Origin of the sequence: Streptomyces sp. 6N223, from assembly GCF_052246635.1 — a bacterium.
In the GTDB taxonomy this organism is placed as follows: Bacteria; Actinomycetota; Actinomycetes; order Streptomycetales; family Streptomycetaceae; genus Streptomyces.
In genome coordinates, this window is the sequence record NZ_JBQQCA010000011.1 from 104,361 (window position 1) to 124,277 (window position 19,917).

Annotated in this window: 19 protein-coding genes; 9 read left to right on the forward strand and 10 right to left on the reverse strand. The window is 74.8% G+C overall.

The features are described from left to right. Positions 1-224: 224 nt before the first annotated feature. Positions 225-851 (reverse strand): TetR/AcrR family transcriptional regulator, encoded by a 627-nt coding sequence (locus ACTWQH_RS10075; RefSeq protein WP_443286066.1) that lies wholly within the window; start codon positions 849-851, stop codon positions 225-227. An 88-nt stretch (positions 852-939) separates the two neighbouring features. Next, complete coding sequence (locus ACTWQH_RS10080) at positions 940-1,221, reverse strand: hypothetical protein (RefSeq protein ID WP_443286067.1); 282 nt, start codon at positions 1,219-1,221, stop codon at positions 940-942. 266 nt (positions 1,222-1,487) lie between these two features. On the opposite strand from ACTWQH_RS10080, the gene ACTWQH_RS10085 reads away from it, so the two are divergent. The 6 genes from ACTWQH_RS10085 to moeZ all read left to right on the forward strand — a co-directional run bounded on the left by ACTWQH_RS10085 (position 1,488) and on the right by moeZ (position 9,335). Continuing rightward, the gene (locus ACTWQH_RS10085) at positions 1,488-2,351 is read left to right on the forward strand and encodes an alpha/beta fold hydrolase (RefSeq protein ID WP_443286091.1); all 864 of its coding nucleotides are present in this window, start codon (positions 1,488-1,490) and stop codon (positions 2,349-2,351) included. Next, positions 2,348-3,586 (forward strand): DUF3152 domain-containing protein, encoded by a 1,239-nt coding sequence (locus ACTWQH_RS10090; RefSeq protein ID WP_443286068.1) that lies wholly within the window; start codon positions 2,348-2,350, stop codon positions 3,584-3,586. Before ACTWQH_RS10085 ends, ACTWQH_RS10090 begins: the two co-directional genes overlap by 4 nt. 174 nt (positions 3,587-3,760) lie before the next feature. Further along, entirely contained in the window at positions 3,761-5,707 is a 1,947-nt protein-coding gene (locus ACTWQH_RS10095; protein ID WP_443286069.1) for a DUF3492 domain-containing protein, read from the forward strand. Next, positions 5,704-6,867, forward strand: a complete 1,164-nt coding sequence (locus ACTWQH_RS10100) for a hypothetical protein (RefSeq protein ID WP_443286070.1) — start codon at positions 5,704-5,706, stop codon at positions 6,865-6,867. The genes ACTWQH_RS10095 and ACTWQH_RS10100 overlap by 4 nt, the downstream gene beginning before the upstream one ends. A gap of 140 nt (positions 6,868-7,007) precedes the next feature. Next, the gene (locus ACTWQH_RS10105) at positions 7,008-8,012 is read left to right on the forward strand and encodes an NAD-dependent epimerase/dehydratase family protein (protein ID WP_443286071.1); all 1,005 of its coding nucleotides are present in this window, start codon (positions 7,008-7,010) and stop codon (positions 8,010-8,012) included. 144 nt (positions 8,013-8,156) lie between these two features. Beyond that, a complete protein-coding gene (gene moeZ, locus ACTWQH_RS10110; protein ID WP_443286072.1) occupies positions 8,157-9,335 on the forward strand; it encodes an adenylyltransferase/sulfurtransferase MoeZ in 1,179 nt (392 codons plus the stop codon). Between the two features lie 136 nt (positions 9,336-9,471). On the opposite strand, the gene ACTWQH_RS10115 is transcribed toward moeZ, so the two are convergent. Both ACTWQH_RS10115 and ACTWQH_RS10120 read right to left on the reverse strand, forming a co-directional pair. Next, positions 9,472-11,121, reverse strand: coding sequence for an alpha/beta hydrolase (locus ACTWQH_RS10115; protein WP_443286073.1), 1,650 nt, complete (start codon positions 11,119-11,121; stop codon positions 9,472-9,474). An 83-nt stretch (positions 11,122-11,204) separates the two neighbouring features. Beyond that, complete coding sequence (locus tag ACTWQH_RS10120) at positions 11,205-12,161, reverse strand: EamA family transporter (protein ID WP_443286074.1); 957 nt, start codon at positions 12,159-12,161, stop codon at positions 11,205-11,207. 128 nt (positions 12,162-12,289) lie between these two features. Between ACTWQH_RS10120 and ACTWQH_RS10125 the strand changes: the two genes are divergently transcribed. Beyond that, positions 12,290-12,478: a DUF5708 family protein gene (locus ACTWQH_RS10125; protein ID WP_443286075.1), complete on the forward strand. Its 189-nt coding sequence runs from the start codon at positions 12,290-12,292 to the stop codon at positions 12,476-12,478. A 17-nt stretch (positions 12,479-12,495) separates the two neighbouring features. Next, entirely contained in the window at positions 12,496-13,053 is a 558-nt protein-coding gene (locus ACTWQH_RS10130) for a histidine phosphatase family protein (RefSeq protein WP_443286076.1), read from the forward strand. 69 nt (positions 13,054-13,122) lie between these two features. Here the strand turns inward: ACTWQH_RS10130 and ACTWQH_RS10135 are convergent, their stop codons facing one another. Beyond that, positions 13,123-13,593 carry a cupin domain-containing protein gene (locus ACTWQH_RS10135; RefSeq protein WP_443286077.1) on the reverse strand — a complete coding sequence of 157 codons (471 nt, stop codon included), beginning with the start codon at positions 13,591-13,593 and terminating at the stop codon, positions 13,123-13,125. Positions 13,594-13,760: 167 nt separating this feature from the next. Then, positions 13,761-14,507, reverse strand: coding sequence for an MBL fold metallo-hydrolase (locus ACTWQH_RS10140; RefSeq protein ID WP_443286078.1), 747 nt, complete (start codon positions 14,505-14,507; stop codon positions 13,761-13,763). Positions 14,508-14,588: 81 nt separating this feature from the next. On the opposite strand from ACTWQH_RS10140, the gene ACTWQH_RS10145 reads away from it, so the two are divergent. Then, positions 14,589-15,449 (forward strand): nucleotidyltransferase domain-containing protein, encoded by an 861-nt coding sequence (locus ACTWQH_RS10145; protein WP_443286079.1) that lies wholly within the window; start codon positions 14,589-14,591, stop codon positions 15,447-15,449. A gap of 87 nt (positions 15,450-15,536) precedes the next feature. Here ACTWQH_RS10145 and ACTWQH_RS10150 read toward each other — a convergent pair whose 3' ends face one another. From ACTWQH_RS10150 to ACTWQH_RS10165, 4 genes are all read right to left on the reverse strand, one after another. Continuing rightward, the gene (locus ACTWQH_RS10150) at positions 15,537-17,210 is read right to left on the reverse strand and encodes an alpha/beta hydrolase (protein ID WP_443286080.1); all 1,674 of its coding nucleotides are present in this window, start codon (positions 17,208-17,210) and stop codon (positions 15,537-15,539) included. A gap of 664 nt (positions 17,211-17,874) precedes the next feature. Continuing rightward, positions 17,875-18,663 carry an ABC transporter permease gene (locus ACTWQH_RS10155; protein WP_443286081.1) on the reverse strand — a complete coding sequence of 263 codons (789 nt, stop codon included), beginning with the start codon at positions 18,661-18,663 and terminating at the stop codon, positions 17,875-17,877. Continuing rightward, positions 18,660-19,436: a molybdate ABC transporter substrate-binding protein gene (modA, locus tag ACTWQH_RS10160; RefSeq protein ID WP_443286082.1), complete on the reverse strand. Its 777-nt coding sequence runs from the start codon at positions 19,434-19,436 to the stop codon at positions 18,660-18,662. The genes ACTWQH_RS10155 and modA overlap by 4 nt, the downstream gene beginning before the upstream one ends. Next, a complete protein-coding gene (locus ACTWQH_RS10165) occupies positions 19,433-19,894 on the reverse strand; it encodes a TOBE domain-containing protein (RefSeq protein ID WP_443286083.1) in 462 nt (153 codons plus the stop codon). Before ACTWQH_RS10165 ends, modA begins: the two co-directional genes overlap by 4 nt. Between the last annotated feature and the right edge of the window lie 23 nt (positions 19,895-19,917).

The following is a 19,917-nucleotide window of genomic DNA, read 5'->3' on the forward strand; positions in this document are numbered from 1 at the left end:
GCTGGACCCCCGTCGAAGGCGAAGGCCGCGCTCCCGCCCGTGCCGGCCGGCGGCTGGCCGGGGTGGTCGGTCATGGGCCGGGTGCCGCCGATGACCGGGCGCGGGCGCCTGGCATCGGCGGGGCAGTGCGATGGCGTCGCCGGGGGCGCGGGGGCGTAGGGGGCTACGCCCCCGCGCCGTGGACCGCCGGCAGGGGCCGTGGCGCGGAAGCTCGCCGCAGGCGGTCAGTGGTTCATCGGGAAGCCCGCGATGCCGCGCCACGCGAGGGAGGCGGTGAGGTCCTTGGCGACCGAGCGCGGGATCTTGCGACCCGAGCCGAGCCAGTGGCGGGCGGTGATCTGGGCCATGCCGCACAGGCTCACCGCCAGCAGCATCGCCTGGTCCTCGGGCAGGCTGGTGTCCTCGGCGATCAGCGGGCTGACCAGCTTGGCGCAGTCCAGCGCCACGCGGTCGACGCGCTCGCGCACCGCGGGCTCGTTGGTCAGGTCGGACTCGAAGACCAGCCGGAAGGCGCCGCCCTCGTTCTCCACGTAGCTGAAGTAGGCGTCCATCGTGGCGGCGATCCGCTGCTTGTTGTCGCTCGTCGAGGCGAGCGCCTTGCGCACCGCCTGCACCAGGGCCGCGCACTGCTCGTCCAGCAGCGCCAGGTACAGCTCCAGCTTGCCGGGAAAGTGCTGGTAGAGCACGGGCTTGCTCACCCCGGCGCGCTCGGCGATGTCGTCCATCGCCGCCGCGTGGTAACCCTGGGCGACGAACACCTCCTGCGCCGCGCCCAGCAGCTGGTTACGCCGGGCCCGGCGCGGCAGGCGCGTGCCGCGCGGGCGGGCCTGGGTCTGCTCGGTGGCTGTCACGCGGCCTCCCGCTGGTTCTCGATCGGTCTCGGTGCCCGTCATCGTACGGTCGGGCAATCACTCAAGGTGGAACTCAGGGGGAGAGCGTTCATCGATACTCCTCGTCGCCGGGGTCGACCACGCGGGACTGCTCGGCGGCGTCCGCCGGGTTGGCGTCGTCCAGCGTGCGCGACGTGAGCGGGGTGTCACGCAGCCGCAGCAGTTCCAGGCGCTGCTCGGCGGCGTCGGCCTCGGGCGTCTCGCCGAGGTCCTCGGTGGCACGGTCACCCGCGCCCACCTCGTCCCGTTCGCCGAGCCGGCCCTCGTCCTGGTCCCCTTTCTCTTCGAGGTACTCATCGAGGGTCTCGGGGTCCGTGGGGTCCTCGGGCATCGCACCTCACCTCCGCATGACCGTCCTGACCGGTGGGTGACACAAGCCTAGGAGGCGGAAGGGCCCGAGGCGAACCCGCGATGTGACGTCGGACACACGAACTCCGCGCGGGAGTGCGTGTAGCTGACGTGACGGGCTCGTAATATTGCGCCATGCCGACCGCCGAGCCCGCCACCGCCGCCGCCGTCGAGGAGACGCGGCAGCGGCGTTTGAATGCCGCGTTGGCAGCCGCGGAGGGGTGGCCGGGGGTGCGGGCCGGGGAGACCATGCGGACCGTCGAGCTGCCCGGCATGACGCTCGCCATCCGCCGCCGCGCCGCCGACCGGGACGGCCTGGAGCCGGCGTTGATGGTGCACGGGCTCGGCGGCTCCTCGCGCAACTGGTCGGCGCTGATGGAGCTGATCTCCGGGGACGTGGAGTGCGAGGCGCTCGACCTGCCCGGCTTCGGCGCCTCGCCGCCGCCCGACGACGGCGACTACTCGGTGTACGGGCACACCAGGGCCGTGATCCGCTGCCTGGAGTCCAGCGGGCGCGGCCCCGTGCATCTGATGGGGAACTCCCACGGCGGCGCCGTGGTGACCCGCGTCGCCGCGCTCCGCCCGGACCTCGTACGCACGCTCACGCTGGTCGCGCCCGCGCTGCCGGAGGTGCTCGTGCAGCGCACGGCCCTGCCGACGGCGCTGCTCGGCGCGCCCGGCATGACGCGGCTGCTGCCGCGCGTGATGGACGGACTGCCGCCCGAGCAGCGCGCCCGCAACGTGCTGGGCCTGTGCTACGGCGACCCGGCGCGGATCACGCCCGAGGAGTTCTCGGCGGCGGTGGCGGAGCTGGAGCGGCGGCAGATGCTGCCGTACTTCTGGGACTCGCTGACCCGCACCGCGCGCGGCCTGGTCAACGCCTACACCCTCGGCGGGCAGCACTCGCTGTGGCGGCAGGCGGAGCGGGTGCTGGCGCCGACGCTGCTGGTGTACGGGGGGCGGGACCGGCTGGTGTCGCCGCGGATGGCGCGGCGGGCGAGCAGGGCGTTCGGCCAGTCGCGGCTGCTGGTGCTGCCGGAGGCCGGGCACGTGGCGATGATGGAGTTCCCGGAACTCGTGGGGCGCGGCTTCCGGGAGCTGCTCGCCGCATGAACGAGTACCGGGACCTCACCACGCAGGGGCAGCGCCAGCGCCAGCGGCAGACGTCGGACGAGGCGGGCCAGGCGGCGACGCGCACGAGCGTGACGGTGGGTGTCGGGAACGTCGGGAACGCGGCGGGACCCAGGCAGGAGTATCTCGATGCCTTCGAGGACGAGAACTACGGGCGCTCCCGGGGACCCCGTGGCTCCGGCGGAGGCCGCCACGGACGGCACCGCGGCCGCGATGGGCGCGACGGGCGCGACGAGGGAGGGCGCGAGCGGGCGCACCGGGGCACGGCGCCGGGCGTGGCGCGCGCGGCGGGACGCCGGGGCGGGGCCGGGGCCGTGGCCGGGGATAGCCGGGACGGGTCGGCGGCGCGCCGCGGCTGGGGCCGCACCCTCGTCGGGGTGGTCTCGGCGGCGGTCGTGACGGTGCTGGCCGTCGTGACCGCCGGGCAGCTCGCCGACCCGGACTCGGACGCCGCCGACGCCGACGGGGTGTCGCTGCCCTCCGAGCTGCCCCAGCCCGACGCCGACCGCGGTGGCGGTGACGAGGGCGCGCGGGGGCCGGACGCCCCGGCGTCCGGGCAGGCGGAGGTGCCCGGGCCGGCCGGGCCCGCCGAGCCGGTGCTGGGCTTCGAGGAGCTGATGGACACCACCTTCGAGATGGCGCCGGATCTGACCGGCTCGGGGGAGCTGGCGCCCGTCCCCGGCAGCGACCCGGCCGCCGATCCCTCGGCCGCCACGGTGGTGCGCTATCGCGTGGACGTGGAGGAAGGCCTGGGCCTGGACGCGGAGTTCTTCGCCGAGGCGGTGCACCTGACCCTCAACGATCCGCGCAGCTGGGGCAACAGCGGCGAACGCAGCTTCACGCGGGTCTCGGCGGGCGAGTACGACTGGGTGATCACCCTGGCCAGCCCCGGCACGACGGCGGAGTGGTGCGACAAGTCGGGCCTGGACGTCCGGGTGGACAACGTCTCCTGCAATTCCTCCAGCACCGAGCGGGTGATGATCAACGCCTGGCGCTGGGCGCAGGGTTCGGAGACGTACGGCGACGACATCCGGGGCTACCGCGAGATGCTGATCAACCACGAGGTGGGGCACCGGCTGGGCTACGGGCACGTGCTGTGCCCGGGCGAGGGGGCGTTGGCGCCGGTGATGATGCAGCAGACGAAGTACCTCACCACGGAAGGCGTCACCTGCGAGCCCAACCCGTGGCCGCATCCCGAGGCGGCGCAGGGGGAGTAGCAGGCGCACCGGGGCGCAGTAACGAGGGAACTCCCGTGATGGTCACGGTCCTTCACCCTTTTTGATGGTATGACAGAAAACTGTCCGTCGTTCAAGGCTCATGTAGACATACCGTCTTTCCGCTGAAGTTCATTGACGTCCGCACGTCCTTCACGGGAGATCGGGGGTGCGCCGGTGCGCGTGGCACTGCTCACCGAGGGTGGATATCCGTACGCACACGGCCAGTCCGCGGCATGGTGCGACCGGCTGCTGCGCGGGCTGGCCGGGCACGAGTTCGAGGTGTGCGCGCTCAGCCGCGGCAGGCAGCAGGCGGCCGGGCCGCGCCTGGCGCCGCCGCCCAACCTGGTGCGGCTGCGCACCGCCCCGCTGTGGGGGCCGCCGCCGGCCCTGCGGGGGCGGGGCGGCGGGCGCGCGGGGCGCGGCGGCCGATGTACCGGCCGGCTCGGCCGGCGCATCGCCGAGTGCTTCGGCGAGCTGGCCGGGTCGCTGTGTGGAGGCAGGGCGCAGGCGGACCGTTTCGCCACCGGTCTGTACGGGCTGGCCGAACTGGCCGCCCGGCACGGCGGGGCCGGGCTGAGCGGCTGGCTGCGCGGCGAGCAGGCGGTGCGGGTGCTGGAGGCCGCCTGCCGCGCGCCCGGTGCGCCGCGCGTGGTGCACGCCGCCCGGGTGCCGGATCTGCTGGCCGTCGCCGACCGCCTGGAGCGCGCGCTGCGGCCGCTGTCCCTCGACGACTGGTACGGCTGGGGCCGCGATGGCGAAGGCGATGGAGATGACGATCGCGATGGCGGTGACGGGCTGGCGCGGGCCGCGCTGTGCCACGCGGTGGGCGGCGGCCTCGCCGCGCTGCCCGGCCTGCTCGCCCGCCGCTTCTTCGGAACGCCGCTGCTGGTCACCGAGTACGGGGTGGGCCTGCGCGAGCACTACCTGCGGCACCTGGCGCCGGTCCCGGGGGAACCGGAGGCGGCCCCGCACGGGGGCGAGTACGAGGGAGCGCACGCCCTCGCGCCCACGGTGGCGGGCGCGCCCGTACGCGCCCTGCTGGCGGCGTTCCAGGTGCGGCTCGCGCGCGAGGCGTACGCCAGGGCCGCGCTGATCACGCCGGGCAACGCCCAGGCCCGCAGCTGGCAGGAGCGCTGCGGCGCCGAGCGGGCGCGGCTGCGGACCGTCTACCCCGGGATGGACGCCGGCCCCTACCGGGCGGTGGCCGAGCAGGGGCGCGACGCCGGGCCGCGGATGGTGTGGGTGGGCCGGATCGAGCCCGCCCGGGACCTGACCGGGCTGCTCCTGGCCCACCGCACGGTCCGGAACGCCGAGCCCACCGCCCGCCTGCTGATCGTCGGCACGGGGCGGCCCGACGCCCGCTACCTCGCCCGGTGCCGCGCGCTCGCCGCACGGCTCTTCCCCGAGGGGGTCGCGGTCACCTTCACCGAGGTCGGCACGGACGAGGCGCCCACGCTCGCCGACGCCTATGCCGCGGGCAGCGTCGCCGTCCTCTCCAGCGTGGTCGAGGGCTTCCCGGTGCCGCTGGTGGAGGCGATGTTCTGCGCCAGGGCGACGGTCTCCACCGACGTCGGGGCGGTGTGCGAGGTGATCGGCGGCACCGGGCTGGTGGTGCCGCCGCGCGACCCGCGGGCGTTGGCCGGCGCCTGCCTCGCGCTGCTGCGTGACCCCGCGCGCCGGGCGCGGCTGGGCGCCGCCGCGCGCGCTCGCGCGCTGGAGCTGTTCACGGTCGAGCGGAATGTCGCGGCGTTCGGCGGCATCTACCTGGAGCTGTGCCTGGAGCGCGGGCCGAGTCCGGCTGAGCGTTCGGCTGACGAGGGCGTGCCCTTCGCCCGCCCCGCCGAGGCGCGCCTGCGCCCGGGGCCGCCGGCCCCCTCCACCCCGAGCTGGGCGCGGCCCGCCGGGGCCGAGCCCATAGCTGGACGGCCTGAAGCCGAACGGCCTGAAGCCCAACGACCCGAAGCCGTACGGCCTGGGTCCGAACGGCCTGGACCGCCTGCGACAGCTGAAGCGATGTCTGCACCACCTGAAACGCCTGCACCACCTGACGTACCTGAGACGACCGGGGCACCCGTGCCGCCCGCCGCCGTGGGCGCCGCCGGACGGAGGGAACGGCCGTGAGGTCCTCCGCCGACCCCGTCCGCGCGTTGCTGCGCCGCCACCGCCTGCTGTGCCAGCGGGCCGTCGACCCGCTGGAGATCGCCGCCGCCCTGGAGGCGGACGGCCTCACCGACCGGGCGGCGGCGCGCTTCCGGCACCGCGACGTCTTCTCCCTCGCCGAGGAGCTGTACGCGCGGGCGCCGCGCGTCGAGTTCGAGTCCGAGGCCGAGCTCGGGGGGCGAGGGCGGGCCGAGCCCGGGTGGGCACGGGTGCCCCAGCTGCTGCCGCCGCTGTTGCCGGGCGCGCTGTGCGCCGTCGCCGTCGCCGCCTGGGAGCCCGGGGCCGGCGCGCTGCGCGGCACCGTGGCCGCCGCCTGCGCGGCGCTGGCCGTGGCCACGGCCGGGCTCGTCCTCGCGCTCGGCCGCCTGAGCACCCGCCGCGCCGCCGCGCTCGGCGGCGCCGGGCTGGCGGCGTGTGCGCCCGTCGGCTTCGCGCTCTGGGGCGAGGCGCTGCTGGGCGCGATGCTGCCCGGCGCCGACGCCGACGCCGGCACCGAGGCGGGCGGCGGCGCGGAGCCCGACGCCGTCGTCGCCCTCGGCCTCGCCCTCGCCGTGGCGCCGGCCGCCTGGTGCGGCCGGTGGTTCGCCGCCCGCGCCCGGCGGCGGCTGGCCGCCAGCCGCGGTCTGCGGGAGTTCGCCGCCGGGGCGCGCCGCCTGCTCGCCGCCGCGCTCGCGCGTTACGCCGCGGGGCTGGCCGCCGCCCTGCTGCTGGCCCGCTTGCTTGCGCCGACCGGGAGCGTCACCCTGGCCGCCACCGCCGCGCTCGGCCTGCTGCTCTTCGCCGCCGCCCTGCTCGCGGCCCACGGCCGGACCCGCGCCGCCGCCACCGGCCTGGCCGCGGCCGGCGCCGCCGAGTTCCTGACGCTGGCCACCGCGAGCGCCGCCTGGCTGCCCGGCTGCGCCGCGCTCGGCCGCCCCGTCACCGCCCTGGCCGGGGAGCACGGCCCGGCCGCCGTGCCGCTGCTGGCCTGCGGGCTGGCCGCGCTCGGGCTGCTCGGCCACGCCGCCCGGGTGCTCGCCAGAGCCTCCGCCCACGGGCCCGAGCAGCCGGATCAGCGCGACCGGCCCGACCAGCCTCCCCGGCCCGGCGCCGGGTCCGCCCACCGGCCCGGCGCCCTCTAGGCCATCCCCACCCCATGTCCATAGACCCGTCAACCCGTTGACCAGTTGACCCGTTTACCGGTTACCCGTCGAAGGAGTATCGCAACGATGACCCCACCACCCGCCGGTGCCTCGGCCGCCGTCTCCGAGGAGGGTGACCGATGAGAGTGCTGCTTCTGGGCGCGGCCGGGTACCTGGGCCGGTTCGTCGCCGACAGGCTGCTCGCCGACCCCGCCGTGCAGCTCACGGCGTTGGGCCGGGGCGACGACGCCGACGTCCGCTTCGACCTCGCCACCGGTTCTCCGGGCGCGCTCACCCGCTTCCTGGACGCGGTCCACCCGGGGGTCGTCATCAACTGCGCCGGCGCCATCCGGGGCACCGCCAGCGAGCTGACCCGCCACAACACCGTGGCCACCGCCACCGTGTGCGAGTCGCTGCGCCGCAGCCGCTGCCGCGCCCGGCTGGTGCACATCGGCTGCGCCGCCGAGTACGGGCCCTCGCAGAACGGCTCGTGCCTCGCGGAGGACGCCGTCGCCCGCCCCGGCGGCCCGTACGGCGTGAGCAAGCTCGCCGCCACCGAGCTGGTCCTCGGCTCCGGCCTGGACGCCATCGTGCTGCGCGTCTTCTCGCCGACCGGCCCGTCAACGCCCGCCGGGTCGCCGCTCGGCAAGCTGGCGGACGCGATGCGGCGGGCCATGCAGCACCAGGACAACGAGCTGAAGCTGGGCGGCCTCGCGGTGCAGCGCGACTTCGTCGACGTCCGGGACGTGGCCAGGGCGGTGCACGCGGCGACGCTCTCGGCGGCGCAGGGCGTGATCAACATCGGCACCGGCCACGCGGTGCGGCTGCGGGACGCGGCGTTGATGCTGGCGCGCATCTCCGGCTACACCGGCACGCTGCTGGAGATGGAGGGCCCGCCGCCCGGGCTGCCCGTCCCCGGGGTGCCCGTTCCCGGGATGCCCGCCGCCGGGGTACCGGTGCCCGCACAGGGCGCGATCCCGACGCATGCCGCCCACGCCCAGCCGGTGCACCCGTACCCCGACGGCTGCGGCGCGTGGCAGCAGGCGGATGTGCGGACGGCACGCGACCGGCTCGGCTGGCGGGCGCGCATCGGCCTTGAGGAGTCGCTGGCCGACATCTGGATGGAGGCCGCCTGCCGGATGTGACGGAGACGCCGTGACCGGCGTGACCGAGAGGTGGGACGGGGACGTCTCGCGTAGCGGAACCAGCGTCTCGGAATGAGACCGCACGTGGCAGTGTTGAACCCAGGCGCACGCAAGCGCAGAGTCGTCTCACCCTACGGAGTCCCCGTGTCGCTTCCACCCCTGGTCGAGCCGGCCGATGAGCTCACTGTCGATGAGGTCCGCAGGTACTCACGCCACCTGATCATCCCGGACGTCGGGATGGCCGGGCAGAAGCGGCTGAAGAACGCCAAGGTGCTGTGTGTCGGCGCGGGCGGCCTGGGCTCGCCCGCGCTGATGTACCTGGCGGCGGCCGGGGTGGGCACCCTCGGCATCGTCGAGTTCGACGAGGTGGACGAGTCCAACCTCCAGCGGCAGATCATCCACAGCCAGGCCGACATCGGGAAGTCCAAGGCCCTCTCGGCCAAGGAGACCGTCGAGGGCATCAACCCGTACGTCCAGGTCAACCTCCACGAGGAGCGCCTGGACTCCTCGAACGTCATGGAGCTGTTCGCCCAGTACGACCTGATCGTCGACGGCACGGACAACTTCGCCACCCGCTACCTGGTCAACGACGCCTGCGTGCTGCTGAACAAGCCGTACGTGTGGGGCTCGATCTACCGCTTCGACGGCCAGGCCTCGGTCTTCTGGTCCGAGCACGGCCCCTGCTACCGCTGCCTCTACCCCGAGCCGCCCCCGCCGGGCATGGTCCCCTCCTGCGCCGAGGGCGGCGTGCTCGGCGTGCTGTGCGCGTCCATCGGCTCCATCCAGGTCACCGAGGCGATCAAGGTCCTCACCGGCACCGGCGACCCGCTGGTCGGCCGCCTGATGATCTACGACGCCCTGGAGATGAACTACCGCCAGGTCAAGGTCCGCAAGGACCCGAACTGCGCGGTGTGCGGCGAGAACCCGACCGTCACCGAGCTGATCGACTACGAGGCGTTCTGCGGCGTCGTGTCGGACGAGGCGCAGGCGGCGGCGAAGGACTCGACGATCACGCCGAAGCAGCTCAAGGAGTGGATCGACGACGGCGAGAAGATCGACATCATCGACGTCCGCGAGCCGAACGAGTACGAGATCGTCTCCATCCCGGGCGCCCGCCTGATCCCGAAGAACGAGTTCCTGATGGGGAACGCCCTCGGCGACCTGTCGCAGGACCGCCGCATCGTCTTGCACTGCAAGACGGGTGTCCGGTCCGCGGAGGTGCTGGCGGTGCTGAAGAACGCCGGGTTCGCCGACGCCGTCCACGTCGGCGGCGGCGTCATCGGCTGGGTCAACCAGATCGAGCCCGACAAGCCGGTGTACTGAGCCTGTCCTGAACTACGGCTGAACTACCGCTGCGCATCGCGGACCTGGACCTTCTCCGCGATGCGCAGCGCCTCGACCAGGTCCCGCGCCTCTTCCGGCGTCAGCCTCCGTTGGCCTCCCCCTCCGTCCGTCAGTCTCAGCGGCAGACGGTGCCGTCCTCCGGCAGCGTCCCCGCCAGCAGGTGGGCGTTGACCGCGTCCCTGACGCACTCGGTGCCGCCGCCGTACGCCCCGTGCCCCTCGCCCTCGTACGTCAGCAGCACGCCGACGCCCTCGCCCAGCGCCTCGCGCATCCGCTCCGCGCCGACGTACGGGGTGGCCGGGTCGCCCGTCGTGCCCAGGAGGAGGATGGGCGCGGCGCCGTCGGCCGACACCTCCGGCTGGTCGCGCTCGCCGGTCACCGGCCAGTCGTAGCAGGCCAGCAGCGACCAGACGAGGTGATCGCCGAGGACGGGCGAGGCCCGCCGGAACGCCGCCTCCTGCGCGTGGACCGCCTCCAGCGTCGGGCGCGAGGCGAAGTCGGCGCAGTTGATGGCGCGGTTCGCGGGGTGGAGGTTGTTGTAGTCGCCCGTCGCCTCGTCCCGCCCGTTGTAGTCCTCGGCGGCGGCGAGCATCAGCTCGCCGCGCCCCTCGTCCTGGATCTCGTCGATCGCGGCGGTCAGGTAGGGCCAGGAGTTCTCGGAGTAGAGGAGGGCGAGTACCCCGGTCACGGCCAGCCCTTCGGTCAACGCCCGCCCGGTGTCCGTCGGCAGCGGCGTCTCGCCCAGGCCCTCCAGGAGGTCGTTGATCACGCCGTAAGCGTGCTCGCCGGCCCCGCCCGCCCCCGTCGGGCACGTGGGCTCGGTCGCGGCGCAGTCGTCGAGGTAGTTGTCCAGTGCCAGCTGGAACCCCTCCGTCTGCAGCAGCGCCCGCTGCACGACGTCCCGCGTCGGATCGACGACGGCGTCGAAGACTGTGCGCCCGACGCGCTCCGGGAAGAGGTGGGCGTAGACGCCGCCGAGCTTGGTGCCGTAAGAGATGCCGAAGTAGTTGAGGTGCGTGTCCCCGAGGACCGCCCGCAGCAGGTCCATGTCCCGGGCGGCGTTCTCGGTGGTGAGGTGCGGCAGCAGCGCCCCGGCGTTGTCCTCGCAGGCGGCGGCGTACGCGCGGCTGTCGGCGAGGAACGCCCGCTCCTCGCGCCGCGTGTCCGGCGGCCCGTCGTCCTCCTGCCCGAGCGCGTCCTGCTCCTCGTCGCCCAGGCAGACGACCCCGTCGCTGGCCCCGACGCCGCGCGGGTCGAAGCTGACGAGGTCGTAGCCGCCCTCGTGGAGAGCGAGATAGTTACCGCTGTGGCCGGGGAGGGAGGCGACGCCCGAGCCCCCGGGCCCGCCGAAGTTGAAGACGAGCGGCCCCATCCGCGCCCGCCCGGCGGCGGCTCGTGCGCGTATGACGGCGATCTCGATCGTGTCGCCCTCGGGGTGCGGCTCGGCGTAGTCCAGCGGCACGGTGAGCGTCGAGCACTCCCACGCCGTCCCGTCCGGCAGGGGCCCGGGCGCTTCGCCTCCGCCCTGAAGCGCGGTGGGCGCCCCGCAGTCCCCCCACTCCAGCGCCTGCTCGGTGAACTCGGCCGGGAGCGGCGGCAGCTCGGGCTCCGCCGCACCCCCGGCGGGCGCGGGATCGTTGGGCCGCTGCACCCCGGCTATCGGCTCCTGGCTCTCCCCGCCGCCCCCACTGCACGCCGTCGTCGCGGCCAGCAGAAACACAACGCCCAGGACCGCGCGCCGCGTCCCCCTCCGGCCCTTGGGCATCGTTCCCCCTTTGACTCAACACGCTCACCCGAGGCTACCGCCCGCGTCCCCGAGCCACACCAGCGACCGTTGCCGCCCGCCTGTCACCCCAGGGAGAGCAGCACGATGGCCGCGCCCGCGCCGATCAGGCCGGTGGCCGAGGCGCGGGTGACCTTCTCGCCCAGCAGGGTGATGCCAAGGAGCGTCGGAATCGCGGGATAGAGGGAGGCGAGGACGACGGCGATGGCCAGGAGCTCCTCGTGCGCCGCCCAGAGGTAGAGCATGAGGGAGAACGCCGCGCCCGCGCCGGTCGCGGCGGCGGCGGCCAGGAGCCGTGCCGGCTGCCGGAAGTGGAAAGCGAACCGGCGGGCGGCCGGGACGAGGATGAGGACGGCGGTGAGGCGGCCGGTCACCACCGGCCACACGCCGCTGGCCGCGGCCGCCTGGGCGAGTCCGACGTACTGCACGGCGACTCCGGCGCTCGCGATGACGCCGTCCAGCGCCGCGCGCCCGTCCCCGGCCTCGCCGTTGCTGCCGTTGGCCACCAGCCACAGCGCCGGGATGGTGAGGCAGATGCCCACCCAGGCCAGGGAGCTGGGCCGGTCGCCCAGGACGGCCACGCCGCACAGCACGGACAGCGCGACGCCGGTGACGGCGCTCACGGGGACCACGATGCTCATGGCCCCGCGGCTGAGGCCGCGGTTGAGGAAGTGCATGGCGAGTCCGCTGCCCGTGCCGGACAGCGCTCCCCACAGCAGATCCGCCGTCCGCACCGCCTCGGCCGGCACCAGGGCGGCGGCCATCAGCGCGAGGAGCAGGCCGCCGACCTGGCCGAGGAAGGTGACGGCGGCGAAGTGGAACCGGCGGGACAGCAGTCCGCCCGCCACGTCCACGAGGCCGTAGCAGACCGCCGACGCCAGCGCGAGGAGGGCCCCCATCGCCTTCAGGTGCCCCGCCAGAGCCGTCTGATGCCGGAGCCGTCTGATGCCGGCTGCCTCACCGATGCCGGGGGCGTGGAACTGCCGGAGCGGCTGGGCGAGCCGGCCGGCGTCCCCCGACATGCGAGGTACGCCGTGGTGGGCGTGCATCGAACGATGTAGTTCAGGCGGGCCAGGTCGTCCCGGCGGCTGACGATCCGGTCCCCTCGGCGTTCCTACGATGCGGGCAAGCCCGAGGAGAGAGTCCGGAAGTGAGTCGTGCCGCCAAGAACCTGACCGAAGGATCCGTCACCCTGCTCGTCGGCCTGCCCCTGAGGCTGTTCACGGACGGAGTCGACACCCCCGTCGTCACCCCGACCAGGCTCGGCGTGGTGCTGCTGGCCATCGGCGGCGTGCAGCTGCTCGTCGGCCTCTTCCAGCTCCAGAAGGCGAAGGCGTAAAGGGAGGGTGTGAGGGCGTGGCCATCCGGATCGTGTACGAGACGCACTCCACGACGACCGACAACGAGGCGGGCGTCTCCACCGGCTGGCTGCACGGCGAGCTGTCGCCGCTCGGCCGCCGCCAGGCGCGGGAGCTGGGGGAGCGGCGGCGAGACGACGGCCTCGCCGCCGTCTTCAGCTCGGACCTGAGGCGGGCGGTGGACACGGTGCGGATCGCCTTCGCGGGCAGCGCGGTGCCGTTACGCCAGGACCACCGGCTGCGGGAGTGCGACTACGGCTCCCTCAACGGCCACCCGGCGACGACCGTCGCGCCGCTGCGCGCCCGGCACATCGACGAGCCCTTCCCCGGCGGGCAGAGCTACCGTGATGTCGTCGCCGCCACGGACGACCTCCTGCGCGACCTGCTCAGGGAATTCCCGGATGGATCCCGCGTCCTCCTGGTCGCGCACACCGCCAACCTCTGGGCTCTGGAGTGCCTGCTGAACGGAGCCCGCCTGGAGGACCTGCTCGCGGCACCCTTCTCGTGGCAGCCCGGCTGGGAGTACCTCCTCCCGGTGGAGGGCGAGGGGCCTTGACCGCCGGCGGGCGGGCGAGCCCACGCCGACGCCGCCCGTGCATCGGGGCGGACGTCACCGGCCGGCAGACTAGGTGCCGGGCATCTGAACCATCTGCAGGCCGTGCCGCCCGGCGGCCTCGATGATCTGGTTGATGTCCAGCTCCTCGTTGATCGGCGGCAGCTCCCGCCGCTGTGCGGGCTCGCCGATCTCGGCAAAGAACTCCTCGATGCCGCCGGGCGCGTAGGTGATCAGCATCCTGGCCGTGCTGGTGGGCTCGAACCGCTCCCACACGCCCTCCGGGATGTGGAACAGCGATCCAGGGCCGCCCTGCACCACCTGGTCGCCGATGTGGTAGCGGACCTTTCCCTCGACGATGTACACCGTCTCGGTCCCGGGGTGGGTGTGCGGCGGCGGGCCCCACCCCTCCGGGATGGTCATCTCAATGATCGTCATGGCGCCGCCGCTCTCCTCGCTCGACACCTTGATCTCGTACAGGCCGTTCAGCACCCAGAACGCCCGTCCCTCGCCGCCGTGCCGCACCACAGTCTGCCCTGTCATCGCCGCGCTCCCTTATCTCCTTGTTCCCTATTCATGGCTTACGCCACATTCACCCCATTCTCCCCATGCTTCCGGTGAGGGGACGGCGCCATGGCGGCCATTCGGGTGATGCGCCTGGTCGGCAACCGGATGGGCCCATCGACCCGGCTCGCGGAGCTGGCCGGCGCCTAGCCGAGGTCGACGACGAGGCCGGGCGCGGTCACGCCGATGGGCTGCTCGGGCGCCTCGGCCGCCGCCGCCTCGTGCGCCGCGGCGGGGTCGGTCCCCGGCCAGAGGTGGGTGAGCAGCAGCCGGGCCGCGCCCGCCTCGCGGGCGTAGCGGCCCGCCAGGCGCGCGGTCAGCAGGTACGGCGCGTCGGCGGCCGGCACCTCGTGGGCGTACGTCGCCTCCGACAGCAGCAGGTCGGCGCCCCGGGCCAGGCGCGGGATGCCGGGGCTCGGGCCGGTGTCGCCGGTGTACGCCAGGACGGCGCCCGGCGTGGCGAGGCGGATCCCGGCGTTGGGCACGTGGTGCGGCAGCGGCGTGGTCTCGGCCGCGAAGGGGCCGATGTCGAAGCGGGCGCCGGGCTCGAAGGCGTGGAGGGCGTACGCCTGGGCGAGCATGCCCGGCTTGTCGAGCGCGAGCACGGCGTCCGTGGCGCCCGGCGGGGCGTAGACGGCCAGCGCCGGCGGGGGGTCGTCGTCCAACGCCCGGGCGCGCAGCAGCGGGTTGAGGTCGGCGCAGTGGTCGGGGTGGCCGTGGCTGACGAGCACGGCGTCGACCGCCCCGGCCGGGGCGTGGCGCAACAGGCGCGGCAGTGTGGCGTATCCGGGGTCGACGAGGAGGCGGAAGCCGTCGTGTTCGACGAGGTACCCGCTGCACGCCTGGTCGGCCGTGGGCCACGCGCCGCAGCCGCCGAGGACCGTCAGTCGCATGGCTCGACCCTAAGGCTCTGGCTGATCCCGCTGATCCCGCTGATCTCCCTGATCTCGCGGACCTCGATAGCCTCGGCTGTCGTGAGCACGCAGACACGGCCGCCGAACGACGTCCTCGGCTATGCCAGCCGCGAGGTGGCACGGGTGCTGGCCGGGCTACGCCCCGATCTGGTCGGCGTCTATCTGCACGGGTCCGCCGTCCTCGGCGGGTTCGACTCCGCGCGCAGCGACGTGGACGTGCTCGCGGTCGTCGGCGAGCCGGGCACGGTCGCCGGCCAGCGGCGGATGGGCGAGGCGATCGCCGCCACGGCGGGGCGGTGTCCGGGCGCGGGTCTTGAGATGAGCGTCATCACGGCGGCGACCGCGCGCGAGCTGGGCGCGTGCCCGTTCGAGGTGCACGTGAACACGACCGGGGACGAGACGGCGATCGTGACCGGGGAGGGTGCGGACGGCGATCCCGATCTCGTGCTGCACGCCGCCGTCTGCCGGGAGCACGCCGCAGCGGTCGCCGGGCCGCCTCCGGGCGGGGTCTTCGGGCCGGTGGCCCGGGACCGCGTGCTGGCGGCGATGGCGGCGGACCTGCGGTGGGCGCTGGACCATGGCCGCGCCGCCTACGCCGTGCTCAACGCCTGCCGGGCGGTGCGGTTCGCCGAGGCCGGGGTGCTGTGCTCGAAGCTCGACGGCGCCGCGTGGTGGCTGGCCCGGCGTCCCGGTGATCCCGGTGATCCCGGTGATCCCGGTGATCCCGGTGATCCCGGTGATCCCGGCGATCCCGGAGCGGCGACGGTGGCGGCGGCCGTGGCCCACCACCGCGACGGCGCCCCCGGGCCCGGCGCCGAGGAGGCCGCTGCCTTCGTCCGCGAGGCGCGCGGCCGCCTGCGCGTGGACGGCGGTGCCGGTGCCGATGCCGATGCCGACGCCGATCAGGGTGAGACCTCGTAGGAGCGCACCAAGCGGGCCAGTTGACGGCCCACCGCGTGGCGGAGGAGCGGGGGCGTACCGGAAGGGCCGGTGCGGAGCGAACGCGCGTCAGTCGTCGCAGGTCTTGCCGTCTTCCGGGACCTTGCCGTCGAGGAGGTAGGCGTCGGCTGCCTCGCGCACGCAGGAACTGCCGCCGGTGTACGCGCCGTGCCCCTCGCCGTCGTAGGTCAGCTCGACGCCGACGCCCGGGCCCAGCGCCTGCTTCATACGCCGGGTGCCCTCGTAGGGCGTGGCCGGGTCGCCGGTGGTGCCGATCAGCAGGATCGGCGGCGCGCCCTCCGCGCCCACCTCCGGGTGCGGTCCGGCGCCGGTCACGGGCCAGTGGGCGCAGTTCAGCAGGCCCCAGGCCATGGGCGGGCCGAAGACGGGGGAGACCTCGCGGAAGGTGCGCAGGGCGCGCCGCGCGTCGTCGGCGTCGTAGCGCTGGCTGGAGTCGGCGCAGCTGATGGCGGTGAGGGACGACTGGAGGGTGGTGTAGGTGCCGTCGGGGTTGCGGCCGTTCATGGCGTCGCTCAGCGCCAGCAGGATCGTGCCGTCGGGGTCCTCGTCCTCCTCGGGCAGCGCGTCGTCCAGGCCCTGGCTGAGGTAGGGCCAGAAGTCCTGGGAGTACAGGGCCTGGGCGATGCCGCTCCACGCCAGCGACTCGGTCAGGCGGCGGCCGTCGGGGTCGCGGGTGGGCATCGGGCTCTCGCTGAGCTGCTCCAGCAGGCGGTTGAGGCGTTCGGTGGCCTGCGCGGTGGTGTCGCCGAGGGGGCAGCCGCCGACGTCGTCCTCCTCGGAGCAGCCCTCGACGTAGTTGCCGAGCGCCAGCTGGAAGCCGCTGGCCTGGGCGCGGGCGGACTGCTCGGGGGAGAGGGTGGGGTCGACGACGGCGTCGAAGACGGCGCGGTCCAGGCGTTCGGGGAAGAGATGGGCGTAGACGCCGCCGAGCTGGGTGCCGTAGGAGACGCCGAAGTAGCGCAGCTTGTCGTCGCCGAGCACCTCGCGCATGAGGTCCAGGTCGCGGGCGGTGTTGGCGGTGGTCAGGTGTGGGAGCAGCTCGCCCGCGCGTTCCTCGCAGGAGTCGGCGAAACGCTGGATACGTTCGTTGAGGGCGTCGAGTTGCGTGGCGTTCTCGGGCACGGGGTCGGCGGCGAAGTAGTCGTCGAGCTGGCGGTCGTCGAGGCAGACCACGCCCTCGCTGTCGCCGACGCCGCGCGGGTCGAAGCTGACGAGGTCGTAGCGCTCGTGCAGGGCGGTGTAGTCCTGGCCGAACGCCGGGAGGGTCGCCACGCCGGAGCTGCCGGGGCCGCCGAAGTTGAACAGCAGGGACCCGATGCGGTCGCCGGGGTCGCCGGCGGCTTTCGCACGGATGATGGCGATGCCGATGGTCCTGCCCTCGGGGTCGGCGTAGTCGAGGGGCGCGGTCAGCGTGGCGCACTCCCAGACCGTCTCCCCGCCGTCGCCGTCGGCGCCGCCGTCCGGGTCGGGGAGGGGCGAGGGAGAGGACTCGATGTTGCCCTGGTGGGGGTCGGGCGCCTCGCAGCGGGACCAGTCGAGCTTCTGCTGGGTGAGGCTCGGCGGCAGGTTGACGGTGTCGATCGCGTCCTCGGAGGCGGCGGCCGTACTCCGCAGCGCGCCGTGGCCCTCGGCGCCGGAGCAGGCGGCGGTCACCGCGGTCAACGCCGCTGACGCCGTCAAGGCGGCGGCGAACAGGAGTGGGGCGTTGCGGGCCATCGGCATGGGCTCAGCTTGGGCGCATGCCTCCGGGCCGGCATCCGCTGCGGGTCATCCGGGTGAGGGCGCGGGGCGTGCGTGCGGACCGAGTCCGGGGCGGCGGGACGGGACGGTCGACCCCGCCCGCCCGGACGGACGGCGTTGCGGTTGGCGGCCGCCGGGGGCTGGTGAGGGCCGGACAGCCGGTGTCCGGTGGCCCTGCGGCCCTGCGGCCCTGCGGCCTCGCGGATCGGGGGATCGGCAGCCTCGCGTCCGGGCGGTGTCGAGGGCCCGCGGCGGTCGGTGGCGTGCATGGTCTTGGCGGTTTGTAGGCGTACTCCGGGGTGCCCCTGGGCCGCTGGGTGCCTGTGGCTTTGGGCTCCGTGGCTGTCGTGGACTTGGCGCGGGCGGCCTGGCTGTGGGCGAGGTGCTGCGGGGCACCGGCCCGCGCCGCCCGCCCGGCCTGGGGCGGCGGTCCGAGCGGTGTCGAAGGCCCACGGCCCGGCTGCCGGACCCGCGCGGCCATGGCTCCGGTGGCCTGCTTGCTGGCGTACACCGCGGTGCCCCGGTCGCTGCGTGCCGCGCTTGCGGTCCGGGGCCGAGCGCCCCGCGGCCGCGGCCGCCGCGCCCCAGGGGCTGCGGGCCGTGGGCCCGCACCACACCGCCCCGGCTGGGCCCGGCGGCCCGAGCCTCAGTGGCGCAGCGGCGCCAGCCAGCGGCCGCGCAGCGCGAAGATCACGGCGGCGGCGATGGCCAGCAGCAGCAGCGACACGGCGGTGGCACCGGCCGGGTCCTCCTGGAGCAGCAGGTAGACCTTGAGCGGCAGGGTCTGCGTCGTGCCCGGCAGGTTCCCGGCGAAGGTGATGGTGGCGCCGAACTCGCCCAGCGCCCGCGCCCAGCACAGCGCCGCCCCGGCCGCCAGCGCGGGGCCCGTCATCGGCAGCGTCACCATGCGCAGGGTCCGCAGCGGGCCCGCGCCCATGGTGGCGGCGGCCTCCTCGTAGTGCGGGTCGAGGCCGGTCAGCGCGCCCTCCAGGCTGATCACCAGGAACGGCATCGCGACGAAGACGGCCGCCACCACCGCCCCGGCCGTCGTGAACGGCAGGCTGATCCCCAACGCCTCAAGCGGCCCGCCCAGCAGCCCGCGCCGCCCGAGGCCCTGGAGCAGCGCCACTCCGGCGACGGTCGGCGGCAGCACCATCGGCAGGATCACCAGGCAGCGCACCAGCGACTTGCCGGGGAAGTCGGTGCGCGCCAGCAGCCACGCCAGCGGAACCCCGAGGAGCAGGGAGATCAGCAGCGCCCAGCCGGAGACGAGGAGCGACAGCCGCAGCGCCTCGGTGACGGCGGGGGCGGTCAGCCGGGCGGCCATGTCCGACCAGGGCGCGGCCTCGGCGACGCCGACGAGCGGCACGAGGAGGAACGCCACGCCCAGCAGGGCCGGGAGGACGAGCGTGAGAGGGGGGCGGCGTGGCTTCACGGCGCGAGGAAGCCCGCGTCGCGCAGCAGTCGCCCCGCCCTCTCGCCGCCGAGCCAGTCGACGAAGGCGCGGGCCTCGTCGGGGCTGCCGGAGGCGGCGAGCACGGCGGCGGGGTAGGAGGCGGTGGCGTTCAGGCCGTCCGGGATGGGGACGGCGTGAACGGCGTCGCCCGCCACAGCCGCGTCGGTGACGTAGACCAGGCCCGCGTCGGCCTCGCCCAGCTCGACCTTGCTCAGGACGGAGCGGACGTTGGGCTCCTGGGAGTCGGGGGCGGCGTCGACGCCCTGCCGGTCGAGGATCTCCTGGCCGTAGCGGCCGGCGGGCACCTCGGGGGCGGCCAGCACGAGGCGCAGGCCGGGGTCGGCGAGGTCGGCCAGCGTCTCGACGCCGGCGGGGTTGCCGGGCGGGGCGACGATCGTCAGCTGGTTGCGGGCGATGGTGACAGCCTCGCCGGAGACGTCGTCGGCGACGCCGTCCATGGTCTCGGTGTCGGCGGTGACGAGCACGTCGGCGGGTACGCCCTGCCGCACCTGGGAGGCGAGCTCCTGGGAGCCGGCGAAGGAGAAACGCAGCCGCAAGCCGGGGTGTTCGCGCTCGTAGACGGTCCGCGCCTCCTCGAAGACGTCGGTGAGGGAGGAGGCGGCGAGCACGGTGAGCGTGGTCTCGCCGGAGCCTTCGTCACCGGAGCCGGAGCCGGACCCGCCGCAGGCGGCCACCGCCAGGAGAGCGAACGCAGCGAGCGCGGCATACGCGGCCGCGAGGGCGCGGCTCACGCGCGCCTCGTCCCGCCCGGCGCCGCCGCTGCCGGCACCGGCGGCGGCCCCGGTTCGAGGCGGTCGATGTGCACGTTCGTGGCCTTCACCCGGGCGACCGCCTCCATGCCCACGGCCAGGCCCAGCTCCTCCACCGCCTCCCTGGTGAGCAGCGACACCAGCCGGTGCGGGCCCGCCTGGACCTCCACCTGGGCGGCGACCGCGCCCAGCTTGACGGCGGTGATGATGCCGGGGAAGGCGTTGCGGGCGGAGGTGTACGGCTCCTCCCCGCCGTGGGGGCCGTCACCGCCCTCGGCCGCGAGCGCCACCGCGAAGGCCGCCAGATCCGGGCCCTCGATCCACCGCTTGCCCGCCTCGTCGCGCCGCGTCGGCAGGCGGCCGGCGTCGGCCCAGCGTCGCACGGTGTCGGGACTGACGCCGAGGAGCCGGGCGGCGCGGCCGATGCTGTATGAGCGCATGCGCGGCACATTATGGGCTGGCG

Coding starts and splice junctions, on each gene's coding strand:
- ACTWQH_RS10105 (WP_443286071.1), top strand. CDS start 7,008: ATGAGAGTGCTGCTTCTGGGCGCGGCCGGGTACCTGGGCCGGTTCGTC.
- ACTWQH_RS10140 (WP_443286078.1), bottom strand. CDS start 14,507: ATGCGACTGACGGTCCTCGGCGGCTGCGGCGCGTGGCCCACGGCCGAC.
- ACTWQH_RS10120 (WP_443286074.1), bottom strand. CDS start 12,161: ATGTCGGGGGACGCCGGCCGGCTCGCCCAGCCGCTCCGGCAGTTCCAC.
- ACTWQH_RS10090 (WP_443286068.1), top strand. CDS start 2,348: ATGAACGAGTACCGGGACCTCACCACGCAGGGGCAGCGCCAGCGCCAG.
- ACTWQH_RS10115 (WP_443286073.1), bottom strand. CDS start 11,121: ATGCCCAAGGGCCGGAGGGGGACGCGGCGCGCGGTCCTGGGCGTTGTG.
- ACTWQH_RS10135 (WP_443286077.1), bottom strand. CDS start 13,593: ATGACAGGGCAGACTGTGGTGCGGCACGGCGGCGAGGGACGGGCGTTC.
- ACTWQH_RS10080 (WP_443286067.1), bottom strand. CDS start 1,221: ATGCCCGAGGACCCCACGGACCCCGAGACCCTCGATGAGTACCTCGAA.
- ACTWQH_RS10165 (WP_443286083.1), bottom strand. CDS start 19,894: ATGCGCTCATACAGCATCGGCCGCGCCGCCCGGCTCCTCGGCGTCAGT.
- ACTWQH_RS10085 (WP_443286091.1), top strand. CDS start 1,488: ATGCGGACCGTCGAGCTGCCCGGCATGACGCTCGCCATCCGCCGCCGC.
- ACTWQH_RS10150 (WP_443286080.1), bottom strand. CDS start 17,210: ATGCCGATGGCCCGCAACGCCCCACTCCTGTTCGCCGCCGCCTTGACG.